Source organism: Mycobacterium sp. 852013-51886_SCH5428379 (assembly GCF_001665575.1).
Taxonomy (GTDB): Bacteria; Actinomycetota; Actinomycetes; order Mycobacteriales; family Mycobacteriaceae; genus Mycobacterium.
Genome location: NZ_LZSU01000051.1, coordinates 82851 through 106186 on the forward strand (window position 1 = coordinate 82851; position 23336 = coordinate 106186).

The window sequence follows — 23336 nt, forward strand, 5'->3', positions numbered from 1 at the left end:
ATGCCTTTCGAAAACACCACCGCCATCGTCACCGGCGGTGCGCAGGGCCTTGGCCTGGCGATCGCCGAGGCGCTCGCCGGCCGCGGTACCAAGGTCGCCATCTTCGATCTCGCCACCGCCCAGATCGACGCCGAGGTCGACCGGTTGCGGGCCCAGGGCGGCACCGTCAATGGTTACACCGTCGATGTCTCCGACCGCGGCCAGGTCAGGGCCGCCGTCCAGAAGGTTCGCACCGACCTCGGCCCTGTGCTCATCCTGATCAACAACGCCGGTATCGAGCAGTTCGGGAAGTTCACCGAGATCACCGACGAGCAATGGGACCGGGTGATGGCGATCAACTTGAGGGGGCCGTTCATCTGCACCCAGGAGGTGCTGTCCGACATGGTGGACGCCCACTGGGGGAGGATCGTGAACATCTCGTCGTCGAGTGCCCAGGGCGGGCAATCCCGGATGGCCGCCTACGTCAGCTCGAAGGCCGGTGTCATCGGCTTCACCAAATCGCTGGCGCTCGAGCTCGGTCCCAAGGGGATCACCGTCAACACCATCCCGCCGGGCATGGTGGTGACCCCGATGCTGGAGAAGGCCATCGACGAGGGCCGCTTCACCGCGTCGCTGGAGCATTTCGCCAAGATCACGCCGGTGCGTCGGGCGGGGCGTCCCGAGGACATCGCCAACGCAGCGATCTTCCTGTGTCAGGACGAATCATCGTATGTCACAGGGCAGATCATCGGGGTCAATGGAGGTCGTCGCACGTGACCGACGCGCATCCCGACAGGCCGCTGCTGGCCCCGCTGACGGCCGAGGAATGGGGCGACAAGGAGTACGCCGCCTACGGTGCGCTGATGGGACTACCCGGCGACAAGGTCCCGCGGGCTGGTTCCGGGCATGCCACCGATCCGCTGAACTTCGACATCATCGGCTTGCTGGCGCGCCACCCGGACATGACCCGCCGGTTCCTGACCTTCAACGGCTGGCTGCTGCAGCGGGGTGAACTACCGCTGCGCTTACGCGAATTGGCGATTCTGCGGGTCGCGCATACCCGGCGGTCCGCGTTCTTCTGGGGCGAGCACAACCGGGTCGCCACCGAAGGCGGGGTACCCGTCGGGGACATCGCCCGCCTGGCGGACGGTAACGACGGCTTCAACGGCGCCGACCGCGTGGTGCTCGAGGCCACCGACGAATTGCTGACCCACGGCCGCGCCGACGCCTCGACCTGGCAGCGGCTGACCGAGGAAATCGGCACACATCAGGCGATGGAACTCATCTTCGTCGTCGGCACTTACGCCATGTTGGCGATGGCCTTCGACACCTGGCGCCTGCCCCCGCCCTCCGGCAGTGCACCGCTACCCGACTGACCATCGCAATGTCAGTCTGAGAGCCTCACGACGCAGATATATCCATCGTGACGCTGTCAGCCTGACATTGCCTGGGCGTGCACGAACTCGGAACGCGTTGCGTTACCTGTGCACCCGCACCGGAACATGGGACCAGCCGGCGACGTTCTGCATCGCCACCCGGCGGCACTCGTCCCACAGCACCTCGTAGTGCGGCATGAAATCGAGCAACCGCTCCAGCGCGATCGCGCTCTCCATGCGTGCCAGTGCGGCACCGAGGCAGCTGTGCACGCCGTATCCGAAGCCCAGGTTCTGCGCCTCGGTGCGATCACGTTCGATGTCGAACTTGTCGGCGGCGGTGAAGGCCTCGGGATCGCGGTTGGCCGAACCACCCAGCAGGAACACGGGTTTGCCCGCCGGGATGGTGACGCCGTGGATCGTCACCTCTTTCATCGAGCGCCGCACGTTGTACTGCGCCGGTGCCTCATAGCGCAGGAGTTCCTCGACGGCGGCCGGGATCTTGCTGCGATCGTCGAGCAGCTTCTGCCACTGGTCGGGGTTGCGGGCGAACGTGACGGCGGCGTTGCCGATCAGCTTGGTCACCGTCTCTGCACCTGCCCCACCGAGAAGCGTCGCGAAACCGGCGATCTCGAGGTCATCCAGACGCTCCATGCGTCCGTCCTCGCGTTCGATCTCGGCCTGCACCAACGCGGTGAACATGTCGTCCTGCGGATTCTCCCGGCGCTGCGCGATCAGCTCGAAGTACAGCCCCATGGCCTCGGCGATGGCCTGCATACCCTCCGGAGACATCTCCTCCTGCCCGGGCTCGCGGTGCAGAGAGGTGTCCACCCACTGGCGTACCTGCTGGCGGCGATCCTCCGGGACACCGAGCATCCGGGTGATCACCTCGACCGGGAAGAACGCGGCGAATTCCTGCACGACGTCGAAGTGCTCAGGATCGGCGGCGCGGAAGCACGAATCGATGGTCTCTTCGACCATCGGCTGGAGTTTCGCGATCTGACGCGGGGTGAAGACCTTGTTGACCAGGCTGCGCATCTGCCGATGCTCCGGCGGGTCCATCAGGATGATCATCTTGAACGGCGCCGGCTCACCGGTCTTCACCATCGACAGGTCGAGGCCGTACGCCGACGAGAACGTCTCGTAGTCCTTGAACGCGGCCGCGACGTCGGCGTGCCGGGACAGCGCGTAGAAGTCCAGTTCCTCGTTGTAGTAGACCGGCGCTTCCTCCCGCATGCGCCGGTAGATCTCCCAGGGTTCGTTGAAGTACTCCTCGGAGAAGGGATCGAACACGAGGTCCGAATTGGTCTGAGACGTTGTCATCGACTTCCCGTCATTCTTCGCGGATGGCTATGGCCTGCCGCGGACACTGGCGGACGGCTTCTCGAACCTGCTGTTCGTTCTCGGGGGTGACCTCGTCGGTCAGGACGTGCAGGTAGTCCTCGTCGTCGAGATCGAACACCTCGGGGATGATGCCCATGCACACCCCGTTGCTCTCGCACAGTCCGAAATCGACCTCGATCTTCTGGCTCATCGCAAAACCCTCACCGGCACATGGTGGTATCCCGCCACGTTCTGCATGTTGACCCGCTCGAGCTTGTCGAACGCCACCTCGTAGCGCGGCATGAAGTCGAGCAGCTTCTCCAGCGCGATGGCTGTCTCCATCCGGGCCAGCGCCGCGCCGAGACAGCTGTGAATGCCGTAGCCCAGACCCAGGTTCTGCGCCTGTGTGCGGTCACGGTCGATGTCGAACGTCTCGCCGTCGTCGAACGCGCGCGGATCGCGGTTGGCCGCCGCGCCCATCAGGAACACCGGCTTGTTGGCGGGGACCGTTCCGCTGGGCAGTTCCACATCGCGCAGGCTGTAGCGGACGTTGTACTGCACCGGACCCACATACCGGAGGAGTTCCTCCACGGCTGCCGGGATCTTGCTGCGGTCGTCGAGCAGCTTCTGCCATTGCTCGGGGTGCCGCGCGAATTCCACGACCGCGCTGCCGACCAGCTTGGTGACCGTCTCGGCGCCCGCCCCGCCCAGCAGCGTGGTGAACCCGGTGATCTCGATGTCGTCGAGCTGGCGCATCTCGCCGTCCGGACCGGGGATCCGCGCGGCGATCAACCGGCTGATCATGTCGTCCTGCGGATTCTTGCGACGCTCCTGGACCAGGCTGTAGTAGTACATCCCCGAGTCGATGTTGGCCTGCATGTTTTCTTCGTCCTGGTCGATCTGACCGGGCTTGCGGTGCAGGCTGGTGTCGATCCAGATACGGACCTGTTGGCGGAAGTCCTCGGGCACTCCGGCCATCCGCGTGATGACCTCGACCGGGAACGGCCCGGAGAAGTCCTGGACGACGTCGAAGTTGTCGGGGTCGGCCTGGCTCAGGTAGTGCTCGACGAGTTCCAGCACGGTCTCGCGCTGACTTTGGATGGCGCGCGGCGTGAAGGCCTTGTTGAGCAGGCTGCGCATGTGCCGGTGATCGGGCGGATCCATGAAGATGATCGACTTCTGCGGCACCTCGCCGGAGCGGACCATGCCGAGATCGCAGCCCCGGGCCGACGAGAACGACTCGTGGTCCTTGAACGCCGCCGCCACGTCGGCGTGCCGGGTCAGCGCGTAGAAGTCCTGCTCTTCGTCGTAGTAGATCGGCGCTTCGTCGCGCATCCGCTGGTAGATCTCGTACGGATTGTCGAAATACTCCTGCGACACAGGATTGAAGACGAGCTTGGGCTTGGTCACTGGCGACCTCCTCGGCGTGGGCTCACGGCCGGAAACGTTACGGAAGGCGGAATTACTGTAATGGGTACAGTATGCGGTAGATGAGCCCGGAATTCCGGTGAATCGCCCGAACGCCGCACCGTCACGAGTGCACCCCGGCGTCGACCAGACCATCGAGCAGACCGAGGTCCGCGCCGGCGGCCGAGGCGATCCGGCGGACCACATCGACGTCTTTGCCGACGAACGCACCGGCCATGTCGACGAACTCGGTCACCGACCCGCGGCTGCCGACCAGGGTGAGTACCCGGCTGGCGGCGCTGCCGTGCGGAAGCGCGGCCAGCAGATCACCTTCGGCGACACCGAGTTCGGCACCGAGGCGCACCGCTTCGCGCAGGGCGCCGATCTGCGCGGCGAACAGCGCGTTGTTGACCAGTTTCACGCTCTGACCGGCGCCGAGGGGCCCGACGTGCAGCAGCGGGTCGGTGTAGCTCTCGAGCACCGGACGTACGCGTGCCACAGCGTCCTCGTCGCCGCCGGCGAAGACGGTCAGCGCCCCCGCGGCGATGTCGTGCGGGCCGCCGCTGACCGGCGCGTCCAGCACCGCGACGTCGCCGCCGGCCGCCGTCGCGGCGAGGCTGCGGGCGGTGTCGGGGCTGCCGGTCGTGTGGATGACCAGTACCGCGCCGGGCCGCATCGCGGCGATCAGGCCGTCCTCCAGGCACACCTGGCGCACCTGGTCATCGGTGAACACGCACACCACCACCACGTCCGCGGAGGTTGCGGCCTCGACAACCGACGCGGCCGGCGTCGACCCGAGTTGTGCTGCTGCCGAGCGGGTTTCGTCGCTTCGGCCCAGTACGGTGACGTCGTGGCCATGTTCGACGAGACGCCGTACCATCGGTGCGCCCATCCGTCCCGCGCCGACGAATCCGACCCGCGTCACCGCGGATGGTCCATCGACGTCAGGGCCGTGTCGGCGGCGGTGAAGACCGAACCCTCCGCGGCGCCCGCATCGGCGGCCAGGCTCGCGGCGTGCCGGACATCCTTCTGCAGCAGCGCCCCGGCGATCGGGGCGAGCCCCTCGACGGTGCCGCCGAACATGGAGATGCTGCTGACGGCCTTGCTCGTCGCGGAACCGCGGACCAGGACCTCGCACAGGCTGTTGCGGGCCACGCCGAGCGCGTCGCCGAGCTCCAGGGCGCTCAACGCAGCCCCGAGATTCGCGCTGAACAGCAGGTTGTTGAGGATCTTGGCGACCTGTCCGCTGCCCAGCCCGCCGAGATGCACGATCGGGTCGGCGAACGTGGCGAATACCGGACGGGCCTTCTCGACGGCTTCTTCGTCGCCACCGACCATGACCAGCAGTGTGCCCTCGGCCGCCGCCGGACCGCCGCCGCTGACGGGCGCGTCGAGCACCGTCACACCCTGGCGGGCGGCCTGCTCGGCGATCTCACGGCAGGTGTCCGGGTGCACGGTGCTGTGGATGGCGATGATGCCGCCGGGCGCCAGACCGGCCAGTACACCGGTGTCCCCGTCGAGCACCTGCCGTACGTCGTCGTCGCCGACCACGCACAGGCATACGAGGTCACTGGCCGCGGCGAGTTCGGCCGGGCTGCCGGCGATCTTCGCGGCGGTGTCGGCATACGGTTCGACCGATGCCGGGCGCCGAGCCCACAGCGTCAGCTCGTAGCCGCCCTCGACGATGCGGCGCGCCATCGGCGCACCCTGACTGCCCAGTCCGATGAAACCGACCCGCATCAACGTGTCTCCAATCCGATTGCCGGGCGGCGCGCCGCCACACACTGTTCGGCGAACGCCAGCACCGTTCGGTGGTAGTCCGCGGCGTTGACGCCGAGGCTGAGGTTGTGACCCGCGTCGGCGACGAATTCGCTGTCGAAGCGAGGTGCCGCGCTGAACGCGGCCGCGATCTCGGAGATCGCCTCGGGGTCCGATCGCCAGACGCGCTCGTGTTCGGCGTGGCTGAAGTGCACGGGCACCCGAAGCCGCGCCGCCAAGGCGGGGAAATCGGTGCGCGGCCAATGAGCGACCATTCCCGCCTCGTAGGGTGCGCCGGTCGATGAATTCGTGATCCCGGTCAGCACGTTGTCCGGATAGAGCTCGGCGGGCTCCCACAGCAGCGCCCGGAGGCCGGACGGACGGCGGGTCGCGGTGGCGTCGCGCAGGATGTCGCGCGCCGCATCCTGATAGTGAAATCCGGTGCCCGCCACCTCCATACCGATGACGTCGCGGCCCGCGGTCTCGTCGGTGGCCATCCGCAGCGCGAGTTCGCAGCCGTTGGAGTGAGCGACCAGGAACGTGCCTGCGCCCCGGGGCCGGTCGCCCAGCATCGCCTGGACGGCACCGTAGGCCAGCGCTGTGCGCTGCGCGGGGTCGTCTGCCCGTTCTGCATACGGCGCGGAACTGCCGTAACCCGGCCGGTCCAGAGCCACCATCGTGTAGCCGAGGTCGGCGCCGAGTCGCAGCAACGACAACTCGGGATGGCCTGGGCAGTCGAAATACGCTGCGGTGCTGGCGCCTCCGTGCAGGGCGACGACGACAGCCCGAGGTTGCTCGACCACCGCGGTCAACCCCGACATCGGCACGCCATCGACGAGCACGACGCGGGGCCGGGGTGCGCTGGTCACTGGTCGCTCCGCAGCAGCATCACACCGCTGGGCGTCAGGCCACCGCTGCTGGTGACCGCGACCCGGGCGCCGGGCACCTGCCGTTCGCCGGCCTCACCGCGGAGCTGGGTGACCGCCTCGTGGATCAGACCCATCCCGTGGGTGCGGCCGTGGGAGAGCTGCCCGCCGTGGGTGTTGAGCGGGATCACCCCGTCGCGGGCGATGTTGGTTCCGCCGTCGAGGAAGTCCTTGGCCTCGCCGATCCCGCAGAAACCCAACGCCTCCAACCACGACAGACAGTTGAACGTGAAGCCGTCGTAGAGTTCGGCGACGTCGACGTCGCTGGGCCGCAACGATGTTCGCGTCCACAGGTGGGCGGATTGGCCGAGCACCTGGGGTTCGTGGGTGAGCGTGGTCTGATCCCAGTCGGTGCGTTCGACGATCTGGGTGCCGACCGCCTCGAAGTAGATGGGGGGGTTGGCGAGATCGGCTGCCGCGTCGGCCGCCGAGACGATCACGGCCACCGCGCCGTCGCACGGCACGTCGCAGTCGTAGAGCCCGAACGGGGTGGTGATCAGCCGCGCCGAGAGGTAGTCCTCCATCGTCATCGGATCGCGGTAGATCGCCGTCGGGTTCAGTGCCGCGTTGGCCCGCTGATTCAGCGCGATCCAACCGAGCGTCTCGCGCGTGGTGCCGTACCGGTCGAAGTGGCGGTGCGCATTCTGCGCCAGGGTGTGCGCGGCCGAGGTCGCGCCGAACGGCATCTGCCAGCTCGTGGTGCGGGCGCCCCCCGGCGGGGACATCCGGCCCTCCTTCATCAGCTGGCCGAACGTCGCTTCCCACAGCGTGCGGAAACACAGGACGTGCCGGGCCATGCCGGTCGCGACGGCCATCATCGCGGCGATGACGGACCCGCCGGGCCCGAAGGTGTCCATGCCGCCGTTGATCCAGGTCGGGTGCAGGCCGAGCGCGCCCTCGAGCGCGGTCACGCCGCCCTCGCCCATCCCGGCGACGTCGAGGCCCGGGTAGGTCGACAGCCCGTCGATGTCGTCGAAGGTCAGGCCCGCGTCGGCGACCGCTGCTTCACACGCCTCGATCGTCAGCGCCAGCGGCGGCACCATCAGCCGCCGGCCCAGCCTGGAGGCGCCGATACCGGTGATGGCGGAGTGGTCCTCGAACTTCTCGCGCTTGAGCATCGGGCGGACGTGGCGGCCGAAGTCTTGCGGTGCGATTGCGTCCTGGGGCAGCGCGGTCTGCTGCTGCGGATCGGTCGCCGGCTTGAACAGCGGCAACCAGACGTCCTCGAGGTGGTCGAACACCACCTCGACGGGCTGACCGATTGCGAGCGAATCCTGGTCGCACTCGACGATGTTGGTGGTGAGCCGCACCCGCGGGTCCTCGAGAACGGCGACTTCGGCGACCACGTACGGCGGCGGCAGAGCGGGGAACCCGAAGCGGTGGTTGACGCTGAAACCGGCGATGGTGCCTTTGCCGGACACCGCGTGCGGTTCGAGGTCGTGGCTGCGGCAGTACCGGCAGATCGGCTGCGGCGGATGAATCAGCGCCTCGCAGTCCTGGCACTGCTGCAGCCGCAGTTCGCCGTCCGCCCCTGCGGTCCAGAAGAACTCGTTCTGTGCGGTGAGCTGGGGGAGTGGCCGTCCCGGATCGGTCACGTCACATCCCCGGCATCATCTGCGGTTCACGGGCCGCATCGGCATGGTCCGGGTTGTGGTCGCCGCCGTGCGCGTCGCCCGGTCGCTCGACACCGGCGGGCGGTTGCAGCGGCCGGTCACCCGATGAGCGCTCGTCGCCGGCCATCTCGATGATGGCGTGCACCGGGCAGTCCAGAAGTGCGCGCCGCACGGCGGGCTGATCGGCCTCGGGAATCACCCCGTTGCCGACGAGCGAGGCATAACCCCAGTCGTCGAGCGAGAAGTACTCCGGAGCGTGCTTGGCGCAGATACCGAAGCCGTCGCACATCGTGCGATCGAGTCGGATCCTCACGGCGTCATCACCGCCTCCACCTCGTAGGGCCGGGTCGCGCTGTAGGCGTTGGACGCGCATGCGCTGCAATCGTTGTCGAGGTGACGAGCCACCTCCTGCGGGAAGCTGCGCAACAGGGTGGCTGCGACGTTCGTCGCGGCGTCGAGGGTCGCGCAGGCGCCGCGTCCCCGCAGCACCACCGACCAGCGCTCCAGCCGGGTGACGTCCTCGGCGGTGGCGGCGCCGTCGCGCAACGCACCGATCACGGCGGCCATGGCCGCGGTGCCGTTGAAGCACGATCCGCACTGACCGGCGTTCTCCCGGTCGAAGTAGGCCATGACCGCGGCGGCCACCGCGATCGGGCACTCCTCGGTGATCAGGGCGATGGCTCCGCACCCCAGGCCGCTGCCGAGGCGGCGCATGGTCTCGTGGTCGAGCGTGGTGTCGAGGACTTCACTGTTCATCAGGCCCGCGAAGTAGCCGCCCATCAGCACGCCGCGCACGTTGTCCGAGGGCACCCCGTACAGCTCGAGGAGTGCGGAAAACGGTGTGCCGTGGGGTAGTTCGTAGAGCGAGGCAGGCCTGCCGCCACCGGTGACGGTCGCCAAGAAGGTGCCCGGCGACGTCGATGTGCCCACCGCGCGGTACGCCTGGGCACCGTGCTGCAGCAGGAAGGGCAGATTGGCCAGCGTCTCGACGTTGCACACCGCCGTCGGCAGCCCGCGCACGCCGTGTTCGAAGGTCCTGGGCGGTTTGTCGGTCGGTTTGGCGGGCCCGCCATTGATGACGCGCACCGCCGCCGACTCCTCACCGGCGACGTATCCGGCGTCGACGGTGACCACCGTGACGGCGACGTCGTCGAGCCGGCCCTCCGCCTGTGTCAGCGCCTCTCGGACGATTCCCGCGGCGCGCCCGTCGGAGACGTAGAGGTAGGCATGGCCGGCGCCGATGATCCGCGCCGCCAGCCGTAGCCCGTCCAGCGCCAGATGGGGTCGGTGCCGGAGCAGCCAGCGATCTTTCACCGAGGCCGGTTCACCCTCTTCACCGTTGGCCACCAGGACCGTCCCGCCGGCGCGCACGCCGTTGTCTCGCACGGCGCGCAGTTTGACCGCCATCGGGAAGGCGGCCCCGCCGCGGCCCACCAGGCCGGCGAGGTCGATCTGCTCCAGCAGCCCGTCGCGATCCGGCAGTGGCGCATAGCCGCCGCCGACCAGGTAGTCGTCGAGATCCTCGGTGGCCGAACCCAGGTCGGTGCGCAGCAGCCGGGCCTGCAGACCGGGCCGTACCGCGACGGTGAGATCGACTGGCGCTGCAGTGGTTTTCATGACTGCCTCTCCTTGCCGCCCGCGGATAGGCTGGCGGGCATGAGAACCGCGGTGGTGCGTATAGGTGTCGACCCGGCCGGCGAACTCACCGCCGAGCAGTTGACCCGCGGCGCGGCGGCGCTGCGGGACCTCGCGCGGGACGCCGGCGCCGACGTGGTCGAGAACAACCTGGCGGGGCTGCCGCCGGCGCGCCGGGAGGTCGAGGTGCTGCTGGCCGGCGACGATGCAGGCGAACTGACCCGCATCGCCGCCCAGATGTGCGCGGACGCGTTCGGGACGCGGCCCGCGCCGGGCGTGGTGACCTTCATCAGCCGCGGCACCGACGACGACGCGCTCGGCGTGCTGGCCGGGTTCGGCATCACCGGCGACATCGTGCGCACCGCGGGGGACGAGGGCTGGGACATCGTGGAGGTGACGCTGAACCGGACCGATCTCGAGCGGATCCCCGAGAGCCGCATCCACACCGCGCTGGAGGCCTCGTTGAACTGTGAGGTTCGCATCGTGCTGAGGTGAGGTCGGGCCATCAGCGACCGGCCGGTTTGCCGGCGGAACCGTCCAGGAACTCCAGGATCGGCGGAGCCGCCTGCACCCAGGTGTCGAACATGTTGAAACGCTTGACCTTTCCCTGCGCACGCTTTTCCGCGGCGCGCTCCCAGGCGTCCTCCGGCCACGGTGGATCGATGAGCTTGGAGCCCTTGATCAGGCAGCTCACCTCCAGCGACGTCCGCTTCGGATGGTCGAGGTCGTTCTCCCCGCCGCGGATGATCAGCGTCGGCACGGTGATGTTGTCGAACATCTCGTCCTCCACACCGGGAATGGTCTGTCCCGGCTTGGGCACGAATGCGTTGAGCCAGCGCATCATCAGCTTGAGGAACGCGTCGTCGTCCTGGGTCAGCAGCCGGTCGCGGTTGGCGGGATTTTCCGCGATGCGCTCACGCCACTCCGCAACGTCGGCAACACCTTTCATGCCGGTGCCGCGGACGGCCAGGATGCTCGGGATGATGTAGTACGAGCCGAGCACGAACGAGCCGTAGACGCCGCCGACGATGTTCCACACCACGAGCTTGGTGACGATCTCCGGATAGAGCATCGTGGTCAGCATCGAGTCGCGGGCGCCGCCGGACCCGCCGGCGAGGATGCACGGGCCGATGCCCAGTTCGGTGATGAGTCGGTAGAGAGTTTCGGCACGCATGTGCGATTCGCTCTGGCCGTAGAACTGGACGTCGGACTTACCGCAGTTCGGCCGGTCCCACAGCAGCACCCGGTAGCCGCCCTTGACCAGGGCCTGTGCCAGCGGCCGCAGCCCCGGGATGTCTTTACTGAATCGTCCGCCCGGCGTCAGCGCGATGAATTCGCCCTCGCTGCCGAGGATTTCGTAGACGACGTTTCCACCGTTGATCTCGATGGACTTCTCGCCGCGCTTGAGTTTGGGCCCCGTCTGCTCGGTGGTGGTCATGCCATCACCAGCACATCGTTGCCGACGACCCGCACCGGATAGGTGCGGATGCTCCACTCCGGTTTGACGGCCGTCGTGCCGGTGGCCAACTCGAAACCCCACTGGTGCCAGGGGCAGAAGATGAACTCCTGATCGCGCACCATGACCGCGTCACCCGGCACGCTGGTGTCGACCACGTTGCGGCCGCGGGCCCGTCCCGAACACAGCGGACCTCCTTCGTGCGGGCAGTAGTTCGCGATCGCGTAGAAGGTGCCGTTGACGTTGTAGACGCCGACGCCGTGCCGCCCGATGGGCACCACCTTGTGTGAGCCTGAGGGGATCTCGTCGACCGTGGCCACGACGTGTTCGCGCCCCTGGGCCAATCTCTTCGCAGCCACGGGCGATGTGCTGTTCTCGGTCATGGGGTCAGAACACCCGAACCTGTCCCTCGAGAGCCGGCACGGTCTCGGGAAGGTGGTAGATGTCGATGCCGTTGCGGAACATGATGGCCTCACGGGCGTGTTCGGGCAGGTGCTTGACCAGCCAACGGGGGTCGTCGAAGGTCCAGTGTGGATAGTCGCTGGAGAACAGCAGGATCTTCTCGCACTCCATCCACTCGAACGCCCGGGTCAGTTCCGTCTTGTCCTCGGGATAGTCCAGGGGCTGGGTGGTGAACTTGATGTGGTCCTTGACGTACTCGCTCGGCTTGCGCTTGATGTCCATCCAGGACTTGCGGGCCTCGTAGAGTGCGTCCATCCGCCACATCAGGGGCAGGATCCAGGTGAAAGCGTGTTCGACGAACACGATGCGCAGACCGGGGTGGCGGTCGAAGGTGCCGTCGAAGATCAGGCTCATCACCTGATTGGCCGCCAACAGCGAGTAGGTGACCATGAAGTCGTGGTTGTAGCTCGGCAACCCGACAGGCGGCATCGGCAGTTCGTCGTAGTGGCTGCGCGACAGATGGCAGCTGACGGTGATGTCGTGTTTGGCGGCGGCGGCCCAGATCGGGTCGTACTTCGGGTTGCCCCACGACGGCCGCGGTTCAGCCTTGATCAGAATCTGCGCCATGTACGGATGGCCGGCCCAGCGCTCGATCTCGGCCACGCTGGCCTCCGGCTCCTCGATCGCCAGGCAGATCGACCCGCGCCACCGTTCGTGCCAGTTGTTGTGGCTGTCCAGCCAGTGGTTGGCCTGCCAGTCGTTGAGCGCGACCGACATCGCGTGCTGCGCCTCGGGGATGCGCGCCGGATAGGCGGCGGGCTCCAGGATGGCGATGTCGGCACCGGCCTCCATGATCAGCTGTTTGAACGCCAGATCGGGGTCGCTGCAGGCGAATTCGCCGTCCGGGGGGAACGCGTCGACGCGCATTGCGTAGGAGTGCGCGTAGTCGGGGGCGTCGTAATAGATCTGGTCGCCCACCTTGTGGGTGCCGAAATAGCGGCTGCGCCACGGTTCGGGGATGTACTGCCCGAGCTCGCCGCTGCGGGGGGCCGGGTGCACATCGGAGTCGACGCAACGCACCGCGACGCGCTCGGCGGCCGGCTTACGCTCCGTGGCTGTGACCGTCATCGTGGTCTCCTCTGCTCGAGAACTCTGCTATCACTGTGCGCTGACACCGGCGCCGACGTCTATGCCGTAGAGCTCGGCGGCATTACGCCAGCACAACTTGTCGCGTTGCTCGGCGCTGTAGGCGCTCGGCACTGAGAGCTCGTTGAGCTGCCAGTGCGGATAGCTGGAGCCGAACATGACCATGTCGTCCTTACCGGTGAAACCGGCCCACTCCCCGGCGAACTCGACATCGCCGGGCCCGTCCAGAAACCCCTCGACGAAGTAGACGTGGCCGGGCAGGTAATCGCTGGGCATCTTCGGCGCCCACGGAGTCTGCTCGAGATGCGGTCGGCCGAAACAGTCCATTCGCCACATGAACGGGGTGAGCATGTCGGCCGCGCCGTCGGCCCACACGAACTTCAGCTCGGGAAGCCGCTCGAACACGCCCTCGGCGATCATGTTCATCTGGTGGTACAGGAAATTCAGCGCGGTGAAGCCGACGAACTGCTCGTAGGTGCGCGTCAGACCGTTGGGCGTGGGCGGCAGCATCACGCCCGAACCGACCTCGAAGTGCACGGCGACCGGGAGCTTCGCCTCGACGGCGGCTTCCCACAACGGCCAGTACTGCGGCTTTCCGTACAACTCACGGGTCTGCAGCGGGATGCCCAGCTGCACGATGCGCGGATGATCGCGGTACCGGTCGATCTCGCGCAGCGCGCCGCTGATGTCGTCGGGATTGACCCGTAGGGTGCCGCGGAACCGGTCGCCGAACTCCGGGTGGTCGAGCCAGCGCGTGACCATCATGTCGTTGTGTGCCGAGGCGATGGCGGTGCCGAGATGACGGTCGGGCATGACACCGCGGGTCATCGGATGCAGGATCGCGATGTCCACACCGCGCCTGCCGAACAGATGATCGGCGACGACGTCCGGATCCGAACCGGGGTACTGCCCGTCCGGCCCCTCGGTGCCCTTGGCGTATTCACCGCCCGGTGCGCCGTACCAGTCCATCTCGTAGTCCGGGAAACCGCGGCTGCGGAACGGTTCACGCAGGAAGGTCTTCCGCAGGTCCTTGTTCGACTTGGCGAAGATGTGCACGCTGGCGTCGATGACCGGCGTCCGACTGCCGTCGGGGTGGTGCATGACCAAGATTGCCTCCGATAGTCCGCCCGGTGCGCGCCTCCATACCGGGCTGTGCGCAGAACCGGACCGTTCCGACAGTGTATGTCGTGATTCTTCGATTTCAAGAACGGAGTTCTCTTTCCGGCTTCCGCTATCTGCCCAGGTGACATGTGTGCTGGTCAGTCGGCCAGCACGTCGCTTAAGCAGTGCATCATCGTGTCGGGAGAACGGATCTGCGCTGGAAGAGAATGCTATTCTCATCGCGTTCGCGTGGTGGGTGCGCGAGCCGACATCGCACCAGGAGGCGCCGGATGCTACTCGAGTTCGATGCTGACCAGCGGTTGTGGCAGGAGACGGTCCGCGACGCGGTCGCCAAACAATGCCCGGCCTCGCTGGTCCGCGACATCGCGGAGAACGGGGTCGATCCGACGCCGCTGTGGCAGAGCTACGTCGATGCCGGATGGACGGAACTGACCGATCCGGAGAACGCGGTCGAGCTCGCCATCGTGCTCGAGGAGATGGGGCGCGCCACCGATCCGACCCCGTTCCTGGCCACTCTCACCCAGTACGCGCCGCTGGCCGGCGACCGCTATGACACCGGTCAGGCCGGGGCCGCGGTGTACTCCGGAGTGACGGCGCACCGCAACGCCGAGGGCTGGGTGCTGGACGGGACCTCGCGGTTCGTCCTCGACGCCGACCGGGCCGAGCGGCTGGCCGTCGTCACCGACGCCGGGGTGTTCGTCGTCGACGCCGCCACCGCCGTCACCCGGCGCAGCCCGGTATTCGACCCGGTGCTGCACGTCGGCGAGGTCTCCTTCGCCGGGGTCGTGGTCTCCGACGCCGACCGGGTGCACGCCGATGCCGAGCGTGCCCACCACCTCGCACTGACCGGAATGGCGATCACGATGGTCGGCGCCTGCCAGCGGATCCTCGATCTGGCACTCGACCACGTCAAGCAACGTCAGCAGTTCGGCGTGCCGATCGGTTCCTTCCAGGCCGTTCAGCACAAGGCCGTCGACATGCACGTGGCCACCGAGCGGGCCCGCGCCCTGAGTTACTTCGCCGCGCTGACCATCGCGGCGGACGATCCGCGCCGCCGGTTGGCCTCGCGCATGGCCAAGGCCGCGGCGGGGGAGTGCCAGTCGCTGGTGTTCCGCCACGGTCTGCAGCTCTTCGGGGCCATGGGCTTCACCTGGGAGAACGATCTTCAGTTCGCGCTCAAGCGGGCCAAGGCCGGCGAGCTGCTGCTCGGCGGCGCAGCCGAGCATCGCGCCGTCATCGCGGAGGAATACAGGAGTACCTTCTGATGCAGTTAGTTTTCGATCGTGACGTCGAGGAGTTCCGCGCGGAGTTCTCCGCCTTCCTCGACGAGAACCTGCCGCCGGAAACCGCCACTCAGGAGCGCCCCCGCTCGGTCTCGCACATGCCGCAGTGGGCGCGGGACTGGCAGCGGCTGCTGTTCGACAACGGCTGGCTCCTGCCCGCCCAGCCGCCGGAGTTCGGCGGTCGTAACGCCTCGGTCCTGCAGCAGTTCGTGCACCTCGACGAGTTGTGCCGCAGGCGGATCTACCACAGCTTCAACCCGCAGGGCGTGAACATCATCGCGGCGTCACTGCTGACGTTCGGGTCCGACGAGCAGAAGCACCAGTGGGCGGTGCCGGTGCTGCGCGGGGAACGCACCGCGTCGCTGGGGATGAGCGAGCCCAGCGCCGGCTCCGATCTGGCGTCGCTGCGCACCCGTGCGGTCAAAGACGGGTCCCACTTCGTCGTCAACGGTCAGAAAGTGTGGACCTCCGGCGCGCACGATGCCGACTTCCTGCTCACCTTCGTGCGCACCGACCCGGACGCCCCCAAACACAAGGGCATCAGCGTGCTGCTCATCCCCACCGACACCCCGGGGGTGGTCTGCCGGCCGTTCGCCGATCTGTGCGGAGAGGAGAACACCGACTTCAACGAGGTCTTCTTCACCGACGCCCGGGTCCCCGAGGAGAACCTGGTCGGACCGCTGAACCAGGGCTGGAAGGTGGCCAACGGGTCCCTCGGCCATGAGCGGACGATGATGTGGTTGGGCTTCGCCGACCGGATCGACAACATGATCGCCGACTTCCGGCCCACCACCGAGATCGAGCGCGATCAGTACGCGTCTTCGGTGATGGACTACCAGGCGTTGCGCGCCATGGGTTCGGCGTCGCTGGCCCGGGCTGCGCGTGGGGAGATGGACACCGCGTCGGTGTCGGTGCTGAAGCTGTTCGGCTCGGAGGCCGAGATGAGAGTGGCCGATGCCGCGCTGACGGCATCCTGCTCAGAGGGTCTGGTGCACCCGTCGACCACAGGGCGTTACGAGCACATGAACCTCGACCACTACTTCGCCAGCTGGTTCGAGCGCTACGCCCGCAGCTTCTCGGGCACCATCGCCGGCGGCACGTCGGAGATCCAGCGCAACATCATCGCCACGCAGGTGCTGGGGTTGCCGCGGGGGTGAGCACACCCCCGCGGCAACCGCCGCAGATCAGTAGTTGTTGCAGGTGCCCGCGATGCCGAGCAGCGGGCCGATGACCGACTGTGCGCCCGGGTAGCTGGCCAACTGCGTCGCGGTCACCTGGCGCTGAGGCGGCGGCGAGGCGAGGAAGTTGCGCAGCATGCCCTGGCTGGCCGGCTGGGCGGCGAGTTGGCCGGCCAGTGCCGGCTGCTGATCGTTGAGCGCCGCGATGACCTGGTCGTAGCTGCAGGTCGTGTTGACGATCGGGCTCAGATCCTGGGCCGACGCAGTGCCCATCGAGACGAACATGGACATCGGCAGCGCTGCGGCGAAGCCGCCGAGCGTGACGGCCAACGTGGTACGCGACAGCTTGCGCATGTGTGATTCCCCTAGCTTTCGACAACGATTCCGGAACTCGCGGCCAGGGCAGAACTCACCCCGGCTATCAGTACATCGAGATTAACAACCGACTTGTTACCAGATAGTCCTTCGCACAAACGGTTGTTTCGCTCACGGATGATCTTGGTCAGTCGATGACCGCGGCGTCCTTGCGTTCGGTGATCGGCCGGGCCAGCTCCTGCTCGTCGCAGATGCGCTGCAGCCTCTCCAGCGTCTCGTCCAGACCCGGTCCGAGTGGCTTGCTCGGCGTGAACGTCGCGGGCAGGTTCCGCATGCCCTGGATGACGCCGATCGTGTCGTAGTGCACCGTGCCCTCGGGGTCGCAGACATAGTCGGGCATCCGGTCGAGCACGGCGGTGAGCATCGACTTGAACACCGTGCGCGCCACGTTGGACCCCACGCAGCGGTGCACCCCGATGCCGAAGCTGAAGTGGCGGTTGCCCTTACGGTCGAGGACGATGTCGTTCGGATTCTCGAACACCACGGGATCGCGGTTGGCCATCGCCCAGGACAGCCACAGCCGTTCGTACTGTTTGAACTGATTGCCGGCGACCTCGACGTCCTCGGCGAAAGTCCGGCCATCGCCGGGCGCCGGGGTGAAGTACCGCAGGAACTCCTCGGTCGCCGGGTCGAGCAGCGTGGCGCGCTCACGGCTGAGCCGAATCCGCTCGTCGGGATGCTCGCCGAGCCACTCCAGCGCGTGGGCCGTCAGGGCGGTGGTGGTGTCGAAGCCGCCGCCGATGATCAGCCCGAGGTTGCCCAGGATCTCCATGTCGGGTGCGGGTTCGCCGTCGATCCGCAGCTGCAGCAGGGCGTTGACGAGACCGGGTCGCGGGTTCTCCCGGATCTGCATCATGTTGTTGATGAGGTCGATGCCCATCTCACGGTGCTGTTCGTTGATCTTCTCGCGTTCGGGCGCGTGCTCCGGCGTGTAGACCGAGGCGTGCGTCGGCTCGCTGTAGACGTTCCACTTCTTCAGGTCGATGCCCATCATCGCCAGCGTGAACACGGCCGGCACCACGTTCGCCAGGTGCTCGACGAAGTCGATGCGTCCCGACTCGATGTGCTCGTCGAGTGCGGCGCGCGTGATCTCGTCGACGAACGGGACCCAGCGTTTGATCGCGGCGGGGGACAGGTACGGGTTGAGTGCACCGCGGTAGATGCTGTGCTCCGGCTCGTCCATCTCGAGGATGCCGCCACGAACGACGGTGGCGCGGCTGGCCTTCGGGATCGTGATGCCCTGGAACGGCGTCTCACCGGTGATGTCGTGGTGGTTGGACACAGCCGGGCAGCGGGCCAGTTCGAAGACGTGCTTGCTGTCCGCCGCCACCCAATGCCCGTTATAGGCGTCCGTCCACGCCATCGGGCACTTCGCCTGCATCTCCTCGGTGATGTTCTGGAACTGCAGTCGGTATTCCGGTGTGTGCCGGTCGAAGTGGTAGCGGTTCTTCTTGCGATCCTGCTCGGCTGGGTCGTCGCGGACATCGTCGACGGTGCTCAAGATGGGTTCCCCTTACGTGTGTGGTGCCCGGGCGATGTCAATCGACGATCGATATCGCCTGTTCGGGGCATGACTGCGCGGCCTCCCGCACGGCGTCCTCCTGATCCGCCGGCACCACCTCGTTGGCCGGTGAGGCCGTGCCGTCGACGTCATCCAAGATGAACGACTCCGGCGCGATCATCGCGCACAGCGTGTGGCCCTGGCACCGTCCAGCGTCTACCGAGACTCTCACATCGATCCTCCCATCGGAACGAAACCTCTTGTCACAGAACGGATCTACACGTGATAGTCGTACCACTTCAGATATCCGCCCGCGTCGACGCGCAGCTGCATACCGGTGACGAAGCGGGATTCGTCGGAGGCCAGCCACAGCACCGCGTTGCTGATGTCCTCGGGCTCGATGAACGGCACGGGCATGGCCTGCTGGACACCGAAGGCCAGCTCGGCGTCGGCACGCGTCGGCTTCTCGAGGTCGGGCCGGAAGGAGCGGTACATCGGCTCGCTCTGCAGCATGTCGGTGTTGCAGTTGGTGGGGTGGATGACGTTCGCGCGGATGCTGCGCACCGCCAGCTCTGTCGCCAGATCGTGGACGTACTGGGAGATGAGGCGTTTGGAGGTCATGTAACCCATACCGCCCGGATCGGCGCCCGGACGGTCCTTCTTCGAGGCGTCCATCAGCGCCGCGGCGGACGCCGTCGCGATGATGGACGCACCCTCCTTGAGGTGGGGCAGCGCGACCTGGATCGCGTTGATGGTGCCGACGAAGTTGGTGTTGATGCCGTCGGTCCACGCCTGCATGGGCGGAGCGCCCTTCATCGCGGCGATGCCGGCCTGAGCGACGACGATGTCGAGACGACCCAGTTCGGCAACGCCGTTGTCGAGCGCCTCCTTGAGCGCCGCGGCATCGCGGACATCGGCCTGGACGGTGATCGCCCGACGCCCCGTCTTCTCGACGTACTGCGCGGTCTCCTCGAGATCCTCGGGCCGCGCCAGCGGATATCCGACGGTGTCGATGTCGGCGCAGATGTCGACGGCGATGATGTCGGCGCCTTCCTCGGCGAGCCGGACGGCATGGCTGCGGCCCTGGCCGCGCGCTGCGCCGGTGATGAATGCGACCTTGCCCTCTACACGACCCACTGTTGTTTCCTTATCTCTCATCGACATCTCTCATTGACTTGACTGTCAGGTGTTCCGGCCGCCGTTGACGCCCAAGATCTGGCCGGTGATGTAACCGGCGTCCTCGGAGACGAGGAAGGAACACGCCGCCGCGATGTCCTCGGGCCTGCCGATCCGGCGCACCGGGGTGGCCGCGATGGTCTTGTCGATGTCACCGAGATACCCGCGCTCGGCCGCCGCCCGCAGCATGGGGGTGTCGATGAAGCCCGGCGGGACCGCGTTGACCGTGATTCCGTACTCGCCGTACTCCAGCGCGAGGGATTTGGTCAGCCCGTTCACCGCGGACTTCGCGGCGACATAGGGCGTCATGTACGGCGCCCCGGAGTGGGTGCTCGACGAGGAGATGTTGACGATGCGGCCCCATCCCGCCTCGATCATGTCGGGCAGCACCGCCTGGACGGTGTGGAAGACACCGTTGAGGTTGACGTCGATGACCTTCTGCCAGCGCTCGAAGTTCACGTCGGTGAACCGCTTGAAGCAATCCAGGCCGGCGGCGTTGACCAACACGCTGACCGGCCCGAGTTGACCGCGCACGGCGGTGAACGCGGCCTCGACCGCCTCGCGGTCGGTGACGTCGACGGCGTGGCCGAACTCGTCGTCTCCCGGATTGAGGTCGAACGTCGAGACGTGGAGCCCGTCGGCACGGAGGCGCTCGACGATGGCCAGGCCGATGCCCGAGCCGCCGCCGGTGACCACGGCGTTCTTCACTGCACAACCTCCACCACGCGCGTTGTCGCGGTCATTTCAGGCACCAAGAATCTTCCTTCCGAATATGAGAACGATAATCTCGTTACTTGCGATTCTGCAAGATCCGAACCGCGGCGCGCCAACCGCGTCCTATGCTCCACAGCGTCGCCGTGAGGCCTCCGACAAGCCCATCTCTGGGTTGGTTGAGTTCTCATCTGCCGACTGTATGATTCGCCGTCAATGAGAATGCAATTTCCATCACATCGAGGAGGATGATGGGTCAGGCGCCCACAGCTACGGATCACCGGGGACCGGACCACACCGGAACCGCCGGTTCAACGGCCGCCCGGCGGCTGCTGATCGGCGGGGAGCTACGTGACGCCGAGCGCACCTATCCCTCCCTGAACCCGGCCACCGGCGAGGTCCTGGGCCAGGCCCCCGACGCGACGGTGGCCGACGCGCAGGACGCGGTCGCCGCGGCGCGTCGTGCCTTCGACGAGACCGACTGGTCGACGAACACCGAACGGCGCGTGCACTGCCTCGAGCAGTTGCACGCCGCGCTCCTCGCGAACCGCGACGAGCTTGCCGCGCTGACGATCGCGGAGGTCGGCGCCACGGAGGCCCTCTGCAAGGGGGCGCAGCTCGATCAGCCCATCGACATCGTGCGCTACTACGCCGATCTGCTGCGCAGCTATCCGATGACCGAAGACCTCGGCAACATCGAGAGCCGGGGGATGCAGCACCACCGGTGGGTCGAGAAAGAGGCCGCCGGCGTCGTCGCCGCGATCATCGCCTACAACTATCCGAACCAGCTCGCGCTGGCCAAGCTCGCCCCGGCGCTGGCCGCCGGCTGCACCGTGGTGCTCAAGGCCGCGCCTGACACCCCGCTGATCACGCTGGCGCTCGGCGAACTGATCGCCGAGCACACCGACATCCCGGCCGGGGTGGTCAACATCGTCTCCGGCGCCGACCCCGAGGTCGGTGCGGTGCTGACCACGAGCGCCGACGTCGACATGGTGACCTTCACCGGTTCCACCCCGACCGGCAGGCGCATCATGGCCGCGGCCAGTGAGACGTTGAAGAAGGTCTTCCTCGAACTCGGTGGCAAGTCGGCCGCGATCGTGCTCGACGACGCGGACTTCAACACCGCCGCACTGTTCTCCGCGTTCTCGATGGTCACCCACGCCGGTCAGGGCTGTGCCCTGACCTCGCGGCTGCTCGTCCCGGAGCGGCACAAGGACGAGATCGTCGGTCTGATCAAGAACAACTTCGGCATGGTGCGGCACGGGGATCCCGCGGACCCGTCGACCTACATGGGCCCGCTGATCAGCGAGAAGCAGCGCGACAAGGTCGACGGCATGGTCAAGCGGGCCGTCGAGGCCGGCGCCACGCTCGTCACCGGCGGCGACAAGGTCGACCCCGGCTACTTCTACACCCCGACGCTGCTCGCCGACGTCGACCCCGACAGCGAGATCGCCCAGGAAGAGGTGTTCGGGCCGGTCCTCGTGGTCATCTCCTACACCGACGACGACGACGCCGTGCGGATCGCCAACAACTCGATCTACGGGCTCTCGGGCGCGGTGTTCGGCAGCGAGGAGCGTGCGCTCGCGGTGGCACGGCGGATCCGCACCGGCACCTTCTCCATCAACGGCGGCAACTACTTCAGCCCCGACACGCCGTTCGGCGGGTTCAAACAGTCCGGGATCGGCCGAGAGATGGGGCGCGCCGGACTCGAGGAGTTCCTCGAGTCGAAGACGTTCGCGACGGTGGTCTCATGAGTGGGTCGGGGCCGCTGGCGGGCATCCGCATCCTCGAGGTCGCGATGTACGGATTCGTCCCCTCGGCGGGAGCCGTACTGGGCGAGTGGGGCGCCGACGTCATCAAGGTCGAGCACGCCGTCACCGGCGATCCGCAGCGAGGCCTGCGCCAGACCGGGCTGCTGCGCGTCGAGGGTGATCCCAACCCGAACATCGAGCACGCCAACCGCGGCAAGCGCAGCATCGGCTTGGACATGTCGGTCCCCGAGGGCCGCGAGGTGCTGCTGGAACTGGCTCGTCGCGCCGACGTCTTCCTCACCAGCTTCCTGCCCGGCCACCGGCAGAAGTTCGGCATCGACGTCGATGACATCCGCGCGGTGAATCCGTCGGTCATCTACGCCCGCGGCAGCGCTCTCGGGCCGCGCGGCGAAGAGGCTGTCAAGGGCGGCTACGACATGACCGCCTTCTGGTGCCGGGCCGGCACCGCGCGCACCATCACCCCACCGGACATGCCGGGGATGATCGGCCCTCCGGGTCCGGCCTACGGCGACACCATCTCCGGCACGAATCTGGCCGGTGGCATCGCCGCCGCGCTGTTCAAGCGGGAGCGCACGGGCGAGCCGTCCGTCGTCGACGTCTCGCTGCTGGGCAGCGGGCTGTGGGCGATGGGGCACACGGTTGCGCTGACCAATCACCTGCAGGAGCGGATGGAGGCCTTCCCCCCGGGAACGCAGGGTTCGCCGTTCAATCCGCTCGTCGGGCTGTATCCGACCGCCGACGACCGTTACATCTCGTTCGTGATGATGCAGCCCACGAAGTTCTGGGCCGACGTCTGCCGGCACATGGATCTGGACGATCTGATCGACGATCCGCGCTTCGCGACCGCCGAGTCGATCGCCGAGAATACCGCGGCGGCCAACGAAATCCTGACCGAGGCCATGCAGAAGCGGACGCTGCCGGAGTGGAGCGAACGCTTCGCGACACTGGCCGGGCCCTGGGCTCCGGTGCAGGACACCCTGCAGGCCGCCAACGACGCTCAGATCCGGGCCAATGAATATCTGGTCACCGCAGGCGAACTCGAACTGGTGGCCAATCCGGTGCAGTTCGATGTCAGTGCGCCGCAGACCGGGCCCGCCCCGGGATTCGCGGAGCAGACCGACGACATCCTCGTCGAGCTCGGTCTGGACTGGGACCGAATCATCGAGCTGAAGACGGCCGGCGCCGTCACCTGACCGTCTA

The 23336-nt window shown here is 67.2% G+C and carries 25 protein-coding genes; 7 read left to right on the forward strand and 18 right to left on the reverse strand.

Going from position 1 to position 23336, the window contains the following annotated elements; genetic code table 11:
* Both A5757_RS20550 and A5757_RS20555 read left to right on the forward strand, forming a co-directional pair.
* The gene (locus A5757_RS20550) at positions 1 to 756 is read left to right on the forward strand and encodes an SDR family NAD(P)-dependent oxidoreductase (protein WP_066837953.1); all 756 of its coding nucleotides are present in this window, start codon (positions 1 to 3) and stop codon (positions 754 to 756) included.
* Positions 753 to 1355: a carboxymuconolactone decarboxylase family protein gene (locus tag A5757_RS20555; protein WP_066837956.1), complete on the forward strand. Its 603-nt coding sequence runs from the start codon at positions 753 to 755 to the stop codon at positions 1353 to 1355. The genes A5757_RS20550 and A5757_RS20555 overlap by 4 nt, the downstream gene beginning before the upstream one ends.
* Before the next feature lie 102 nt (positions 1356 to 1457).
* Here A5757_RS20555 and A5757_RS20560 read toward each other — a convergent pair whose 3' ends face one another.
* The 9 genes from A5757_RS20560 to A5757_RS20600 all read right to left on the reverse strand — a co-directional run bounded on the left by A5757_RS20560 (position 1458) and on the right by A5757_RS20600 (position 9996).
* Positions 1458 to 2675 (reverse strand): cytochrome P450, encoded by a 1218-nt coding sequence (locus A5757_RS20560; protein WP_066837959.1) that lies wholly within the window; start codon positions 2673 to 2675, stop codon positions 1458 to 1460.
* A gap of 10 nt (positions 2676 to 2685) precedes the next feature.
* Positions 2686 to 2886 (reverse strand): ferredoxin, encoded by a 201-nt coding sequence (locus A5757_RS20565; RefSeq protein WP_066837962.1) that lies wholly within the window; start codon positions 2884 to 2886, stop codon positions 2686 to 2688.
* Positions 2883 to 4085 (reverse strand): cytochrome P450, encoded by a 1203-nt coding sequence (locus tag A5757_RS20570; protein ID WP_066837965.1) that lies wholly within the window; start codon positions 4083 to 4085, stop codon positions 2883 to 2885. Before A5757_RS20570 ends, A5757_RS20565 begins: the two co-directional genes overlap by 4 nt.
* Before the next feature lie 121 nt (positions 4086 to 4206).
* A complete protein-coding gene (locus A5757_RS20575) occupies positions 4207 to 5007 on the reverse strand; it encodes an NAD(P)-dependent oxidoreductase (RefSeq protein WP_066837968.1) in 801 nt (266 codons plus the stop codon).
* The gene (locus A5757_RS20580) at positions 5004 to 5822 is read right to left on the reverse strand and encodes an NAD(P)-dependent oxidoreductase (RefSeq protein WP_066837971.1); all 819 of its coding nucleotides are present in this window, start codon (positions 5820 to 5822) and stop codon (positions 5004 to 5006) included. The genes A5757_RS20575 and A5757_RS20580 overlap by 4 nt, the downstream gene beginning before the upstream one ends.
* Entirely contained in the window at positions 5822 to 6661 is an 840-nt protein-coding gene (locus tag A5757_RS20585) for an alpha/beta hydrolase (RefSeq protein ID WP_066838696.1), read from the reverse strand. The genes A5757_RS20580 and A5757_RS20585 overlap by 1 nt, the downstream gene beginning before the upstream one ends.
* 44 nt (positions 6662 to 6705) lie before the next feature.
* Positions 6706 to 8361, reverse strand: a complete 1656-nt coding sequence (locus A5757_RS20590) for an OB-fold domain-containing protein (protein ID WP_066837974.1) — start codon at positions 8359 to 8361, stop codon at positions 6706 to 6708.
* Position 8362: 1 nt separating this feature from the next.
* Entirely contained in the window at positions 8363 to 8752 is a 390-nt protein-coding gene (locus A5757_RS20595; RefSeq protein ID WP_082929603.1) for a ferredoxin, read from the reverse strand.
* Positions 8689 to 9996 carry an NADH-ubiquinone oxidoreductase-F iron-sulfur binding region domain-containing protein gene (locus A5757_RS20600; protein ID WP_066837980.1) on the reverse strand — a complete coding sequence of 436 codons (1308 nt, stop codon included), beginning with the start codon at positions 9994 to 9996 and terminating at the stop codon, positions 8689 to 8691. The genes A5757_RS20595 and A5757_RS20600 overlap by 64 nt, the downstream gene beginning before the upstream one ends.
* Positions 9997 to 10035: 39 nt before the next feature.
* Between A5757_RS20600 and A5757_RS20605 the strand changes: the two genes are divergently transcribed.
* Positions 10036 to 10509, forward strand: a complete 474-nt coding sequence (locus A5757_RS20605) for a hypothetical protein (RefSeq protein WP_066837983.1) — start codon at positions 10036 to 10038, stop codon at positions 10507 to 10509.
* Between the two features lie 10 nt (positions 10510 to 10519).
* Here A5757_RS20605 and A5757_RS20610 read toward each other — a convergent pair whose 3' ends face one another.
* From A5757_RS20610 to A5757_RS20625, 4 genes are read right to left on the reverse strand one after another with little or no spacing between them, the layout of a single operon-like run.
* Positions 10520 to 11452, reverse strand: a complete 933-nt coding sequence (locus tag A5757_RS20610; protein WP_066837986.1) for an alpha/beta fold hydrolase — start codon at positions 11450 to 11452, stop codon at positions 10520 to 10522.
* A complete protein-coding gene (locus tag A5757_RS20615; protein WP_066837989.1) occupies positions 11449 to 11853 on the reverse strand; it encodes a Rieske 2Fe-2S domain-containing protein in 405 nt (134 codons plus the stop codon). Before A5757_RS20615 ends, A5757_RS20610 begins: the two co-directional genes overlap by 4 nt.
* 4 nt (positions 11854 to 11857) lie before the next feature.
* The gene (locus A5757_RS20620) at positions 11858 to 13000 is read right to left on the reverse strand and encodes an amidohydrolase family protein (RefSeq protein WP_066837992.1); all 1143 of its coding nucleotides are present in this window, start codon (positions 12998 to 13000) and stop codon (positions 11858 to 11860) included.
* 30 nt (positions 13001 to 13030) lie between these two features.
* Entirely contained in the window at positions 13031 to 14119 is a 1089-nt protein-coding gene (locus A5757_RS20625) for an amidohydrolase family protein (protein WP_197497403.1), read from the reverse strand.
* 290 nt (positions 14120 to 14409) lie between these two features.
* Here A5757_RS20625 and A5757_RS20630 point away from each other — a divergent pair, with 290 nt between their 5' ends.
* Together A5757_RS20630 and A5757_RS20635 are read left to right on the forward strand one after the other, a co-directional pair.
* On the forward strand, positions 14410 to 15405 hold the full coding sequence (locus A5757_RS20630) for an acyl-CoA dehydrogenase family protein (protein ID WP_066838009.1): 996 nt from the start codon (positions 14410 to 14412) through the stop codon (positions 15403 to 15405).
* Complete coding sequence (locus tag A5757_RS20635; RefSeq protein WP_066838012.1) at positions 15405 to 16580, forward strand: acyl-CoA dehydrogenase family protein; 1176 nt, start codon at positions 15405 to 15407, stop codon at positions 16578 to 16580. Before A5757_RS20630 ends, A5757_RS20635 begins: the two co-directional genes overlap by 1 nt.
* Before the next feature lie 27 nt (positions 16581 to 16607).
* On the opposite strand, the gene A5757_RS20640 is transcribed toward A5757_RS20635, so the two are convergent.
* The 5 genes from A5757_RS20640 to A5757_RS20660 all read right to left on the reverse strand — a co-directional run bounded on the left by A5757_RS20640 (position 16608) and on the right by A5757_RS20660 (position 20361).
* Entirely contained in the window at positions 16608 to 16955 is a 348-nt protein-coding gene (locus A5757_RS20640) for a hemophore-related protein (RefSeq protein ID WP_066838015.1), read from the reverse strand.
* Positions 16956 to 17103: 148 nt separating this feature from the next.
* Positions 17104 to 18477, reverse strand: coding sequence for a cytochrome P450 (locus A5757_RS20645; protein ID WP_066838017.1), 1374 nt, complete (start codon positions 18475 to 18477; stop codon positions 17104 to 17106).
* Positions 18478 to 18514: 37 nt separating this feature from the next.
* The gene (locus tag A5757_RS20650; protein WP_066838020.1) at positions 18515 to 18709 is read right to left on the reverse strand and encodes a ferredoxin; all 195 of its coding nucleotides are present in this window, start codon (positions 18707 to 18709) and stop codon (positions 18515 to 18517) included.
* 44 nt (positions 18710 to 18753) lie between these two features.
* The gene (locus A5757_RS20655) at positions 18754 to 19614 is read right to left on the reverse strand and encodes a mycofactocin-coupled SDR family oxidoreductase (protein ID WP_066838023.1); all 861 of its coding nucleotides are present in this window, start codon (positions 19612 to 19614) and stop codon (positions 18754 to 18756) included.
* Between the two features lie 45 nt (positions 19615 to 19659).
* Positions 19660 to 20361, reverse strand: a complete 702-nt coding sequence (locus tag A5757_RS20660) for an SDR family NAD(P)-dependent oxidoreductase (RefSeq protein ID WP_066838025.1) — start codon at positions 20359 to 20361, stop codon at positions 19660 to 19662.
* A 254-nt stretch (positions 20362 to 20615) separates the two neighbouring features.
* Here A5757_RS20660 and A5757_RS20665 point away from each other — a divergent pair, with 254 nt between their 5' ends.
* Positions 20616 to 22118 carry an aldehyde dehydrogenase family protein gene (locus tag A5757_RS20665; RefSeq protein ID WP_066838699.1) on the forward strand — a complete coding sequence of 501 codons (1503 nt, stop codon included), beginning with the start codon at positions 20616 to 20618 and terminating at the stop codon, positions 22116 to 22118.
* Positions 22115 to 23329, forward strand: coding sequence for a CaiB/BaiF CoA-transferase family protein (locus A5757_RS20670; protein ID WP_066838028.1), 1215 nt, complete (start codon positions 22115 to 22117; stop codon positions 23327 to 23329). The genes A5757_RS20665 and A5757_RS20670 overlap by 4 nt, the downstream gene beginning before the upstream one ends.
* The last annotated feature ends 7 nt before the right edge of the window (positions 23330 to 23336 follow it).

What these genes read in the sequence shown, in the direction of transcription:
- A5757_RS20610 (WP_066837986.1), bottom strand. Translation starts at nt 11,452, where the DNA reads ATGACCACCACCGAGCAGACGGGGCCCAAACTCAAGCGCGGCGAGAAG.
- A5757_RS20615 (WP_066837989.1), bottom strand. Translation starts at nt 11,853, where the DNA reads ATGACCGAGAACAGCACATCGCCCGTGGCTGCGAAGAGATTGGCCCAG.
- A5757_RS20605 (WP_066837983.1), top strand. Translation starts at nt 10,036, where the DNA reads ATGAGAACCGCGGTGGTGCGTATAGGTGTCGACCCGGCCGGCGAACTC.
- A5757_RS20565 (WP_066837962.1), bottom strand. Translation starts at nt 2,886, where the DNA reads ATGAGCCAGAAGATCGAGGTCGATTTCGGACTGTGCGAGAGCAACGGG.
- A5757_RS20640 (WP_066838015.1), bottom strand. Translation starts at nt 16,955, where the DNA reads ATGCGCAAGCTGTCGCGTACCACGTTGGCCGTCACGCTCGGCGGCTTC.
- A5757_RS20635 (WP_066838012.1), top strand. Translation starts at nt 15,405, where the DNA reads ATGCAGTTAGTTTTCGATCGTGACGTCGAGGAGTTCCGCGCGGAGTTC.
- A5757_RS20665 (WP_066838699.1), top strand. Translation starts at nt 20,616, where the DNA reads ATGGGTCAGGCGCCCACAGCTACGGATCACCGGGGACCGGACCACACC.
- A5757_RS20620 (WP_066837992.1), bottom strand. Translation starts at nt 13,000, where the DNA reads ATGACGGTCACAGCCACGGAGCGTAAGCCGGCCGCCGAGCGCGTCGCG.
- A5757_RS20560 (WP_066837959.1), bottom strand. Translation starts at nt 2,675, where the DNA reads ATGACAACGTCTCAGACCAATTCGGACCTCGTGTTCGATCCCTTCTCC.
- A5757_RS20625 (WP_197497403.1), bottom strand. Translation starts at nt 14,119, where the DNA reads ATGCACCACCCCGACGGCAGTCGGACGCCGGTCATCGACGCCAGCGTG.
- A5757_RS20630 (WP_066838009.1), top strand. Translation starts at nt 14,410, where the DNA reads ATGCTACTCGAGTTCGATGCTGACCAGCGGTTGTGGCAGGAGACGGTC.
- A5757_RS20550 (WP_066837953.1), top strand. Translation starts at nt 1, where the DNA reads ATGCCTTTCGAAAACACCACCGCCATCGTCACCGGCGGTGCGCAGGGC.
- A5757_RS20600 (WP_066837980.1), bottom strand. Translation starts at nt 9,996, where the DNA reads ATGAAAACCACTGCAGCGCCAGTCGATCTCACCGTCGCGGTACGGCCC.
- A5757_RS20580 (WP_066837971.1), bottom strand. Translation starts at nt 5,822, where the DNA reads ATGCGGGTCGGTTTCATCGGACTGGGCAGTCAGGGTGCGCCGATGGCG.
- A5757_RS20670 (WP_066838028.1), top strand. Translation starts at nt 22,115, where the DNA reads ATGAGTGGGTCGGGGCCGCTGGCGGGCATCCGCATCCTCGAGGTCGCG.
- A5757_RS20595 (WP_082929603.1), bottom strand. Translation starts at nt 8,752, where the DNA reads ATGCGCGTCCAACGCCTACAGCGCGACCCGGCCCTACGAGGTGGAGGC.
- A5757_RS20585 (WP_066838696.1), bottom strand. Translation starts at nt 6,661, where the DNA reads ATGTCGGGGTTGACCGCGGTGGTCGAGCAACCTCGGGCTGTCGTCGTC.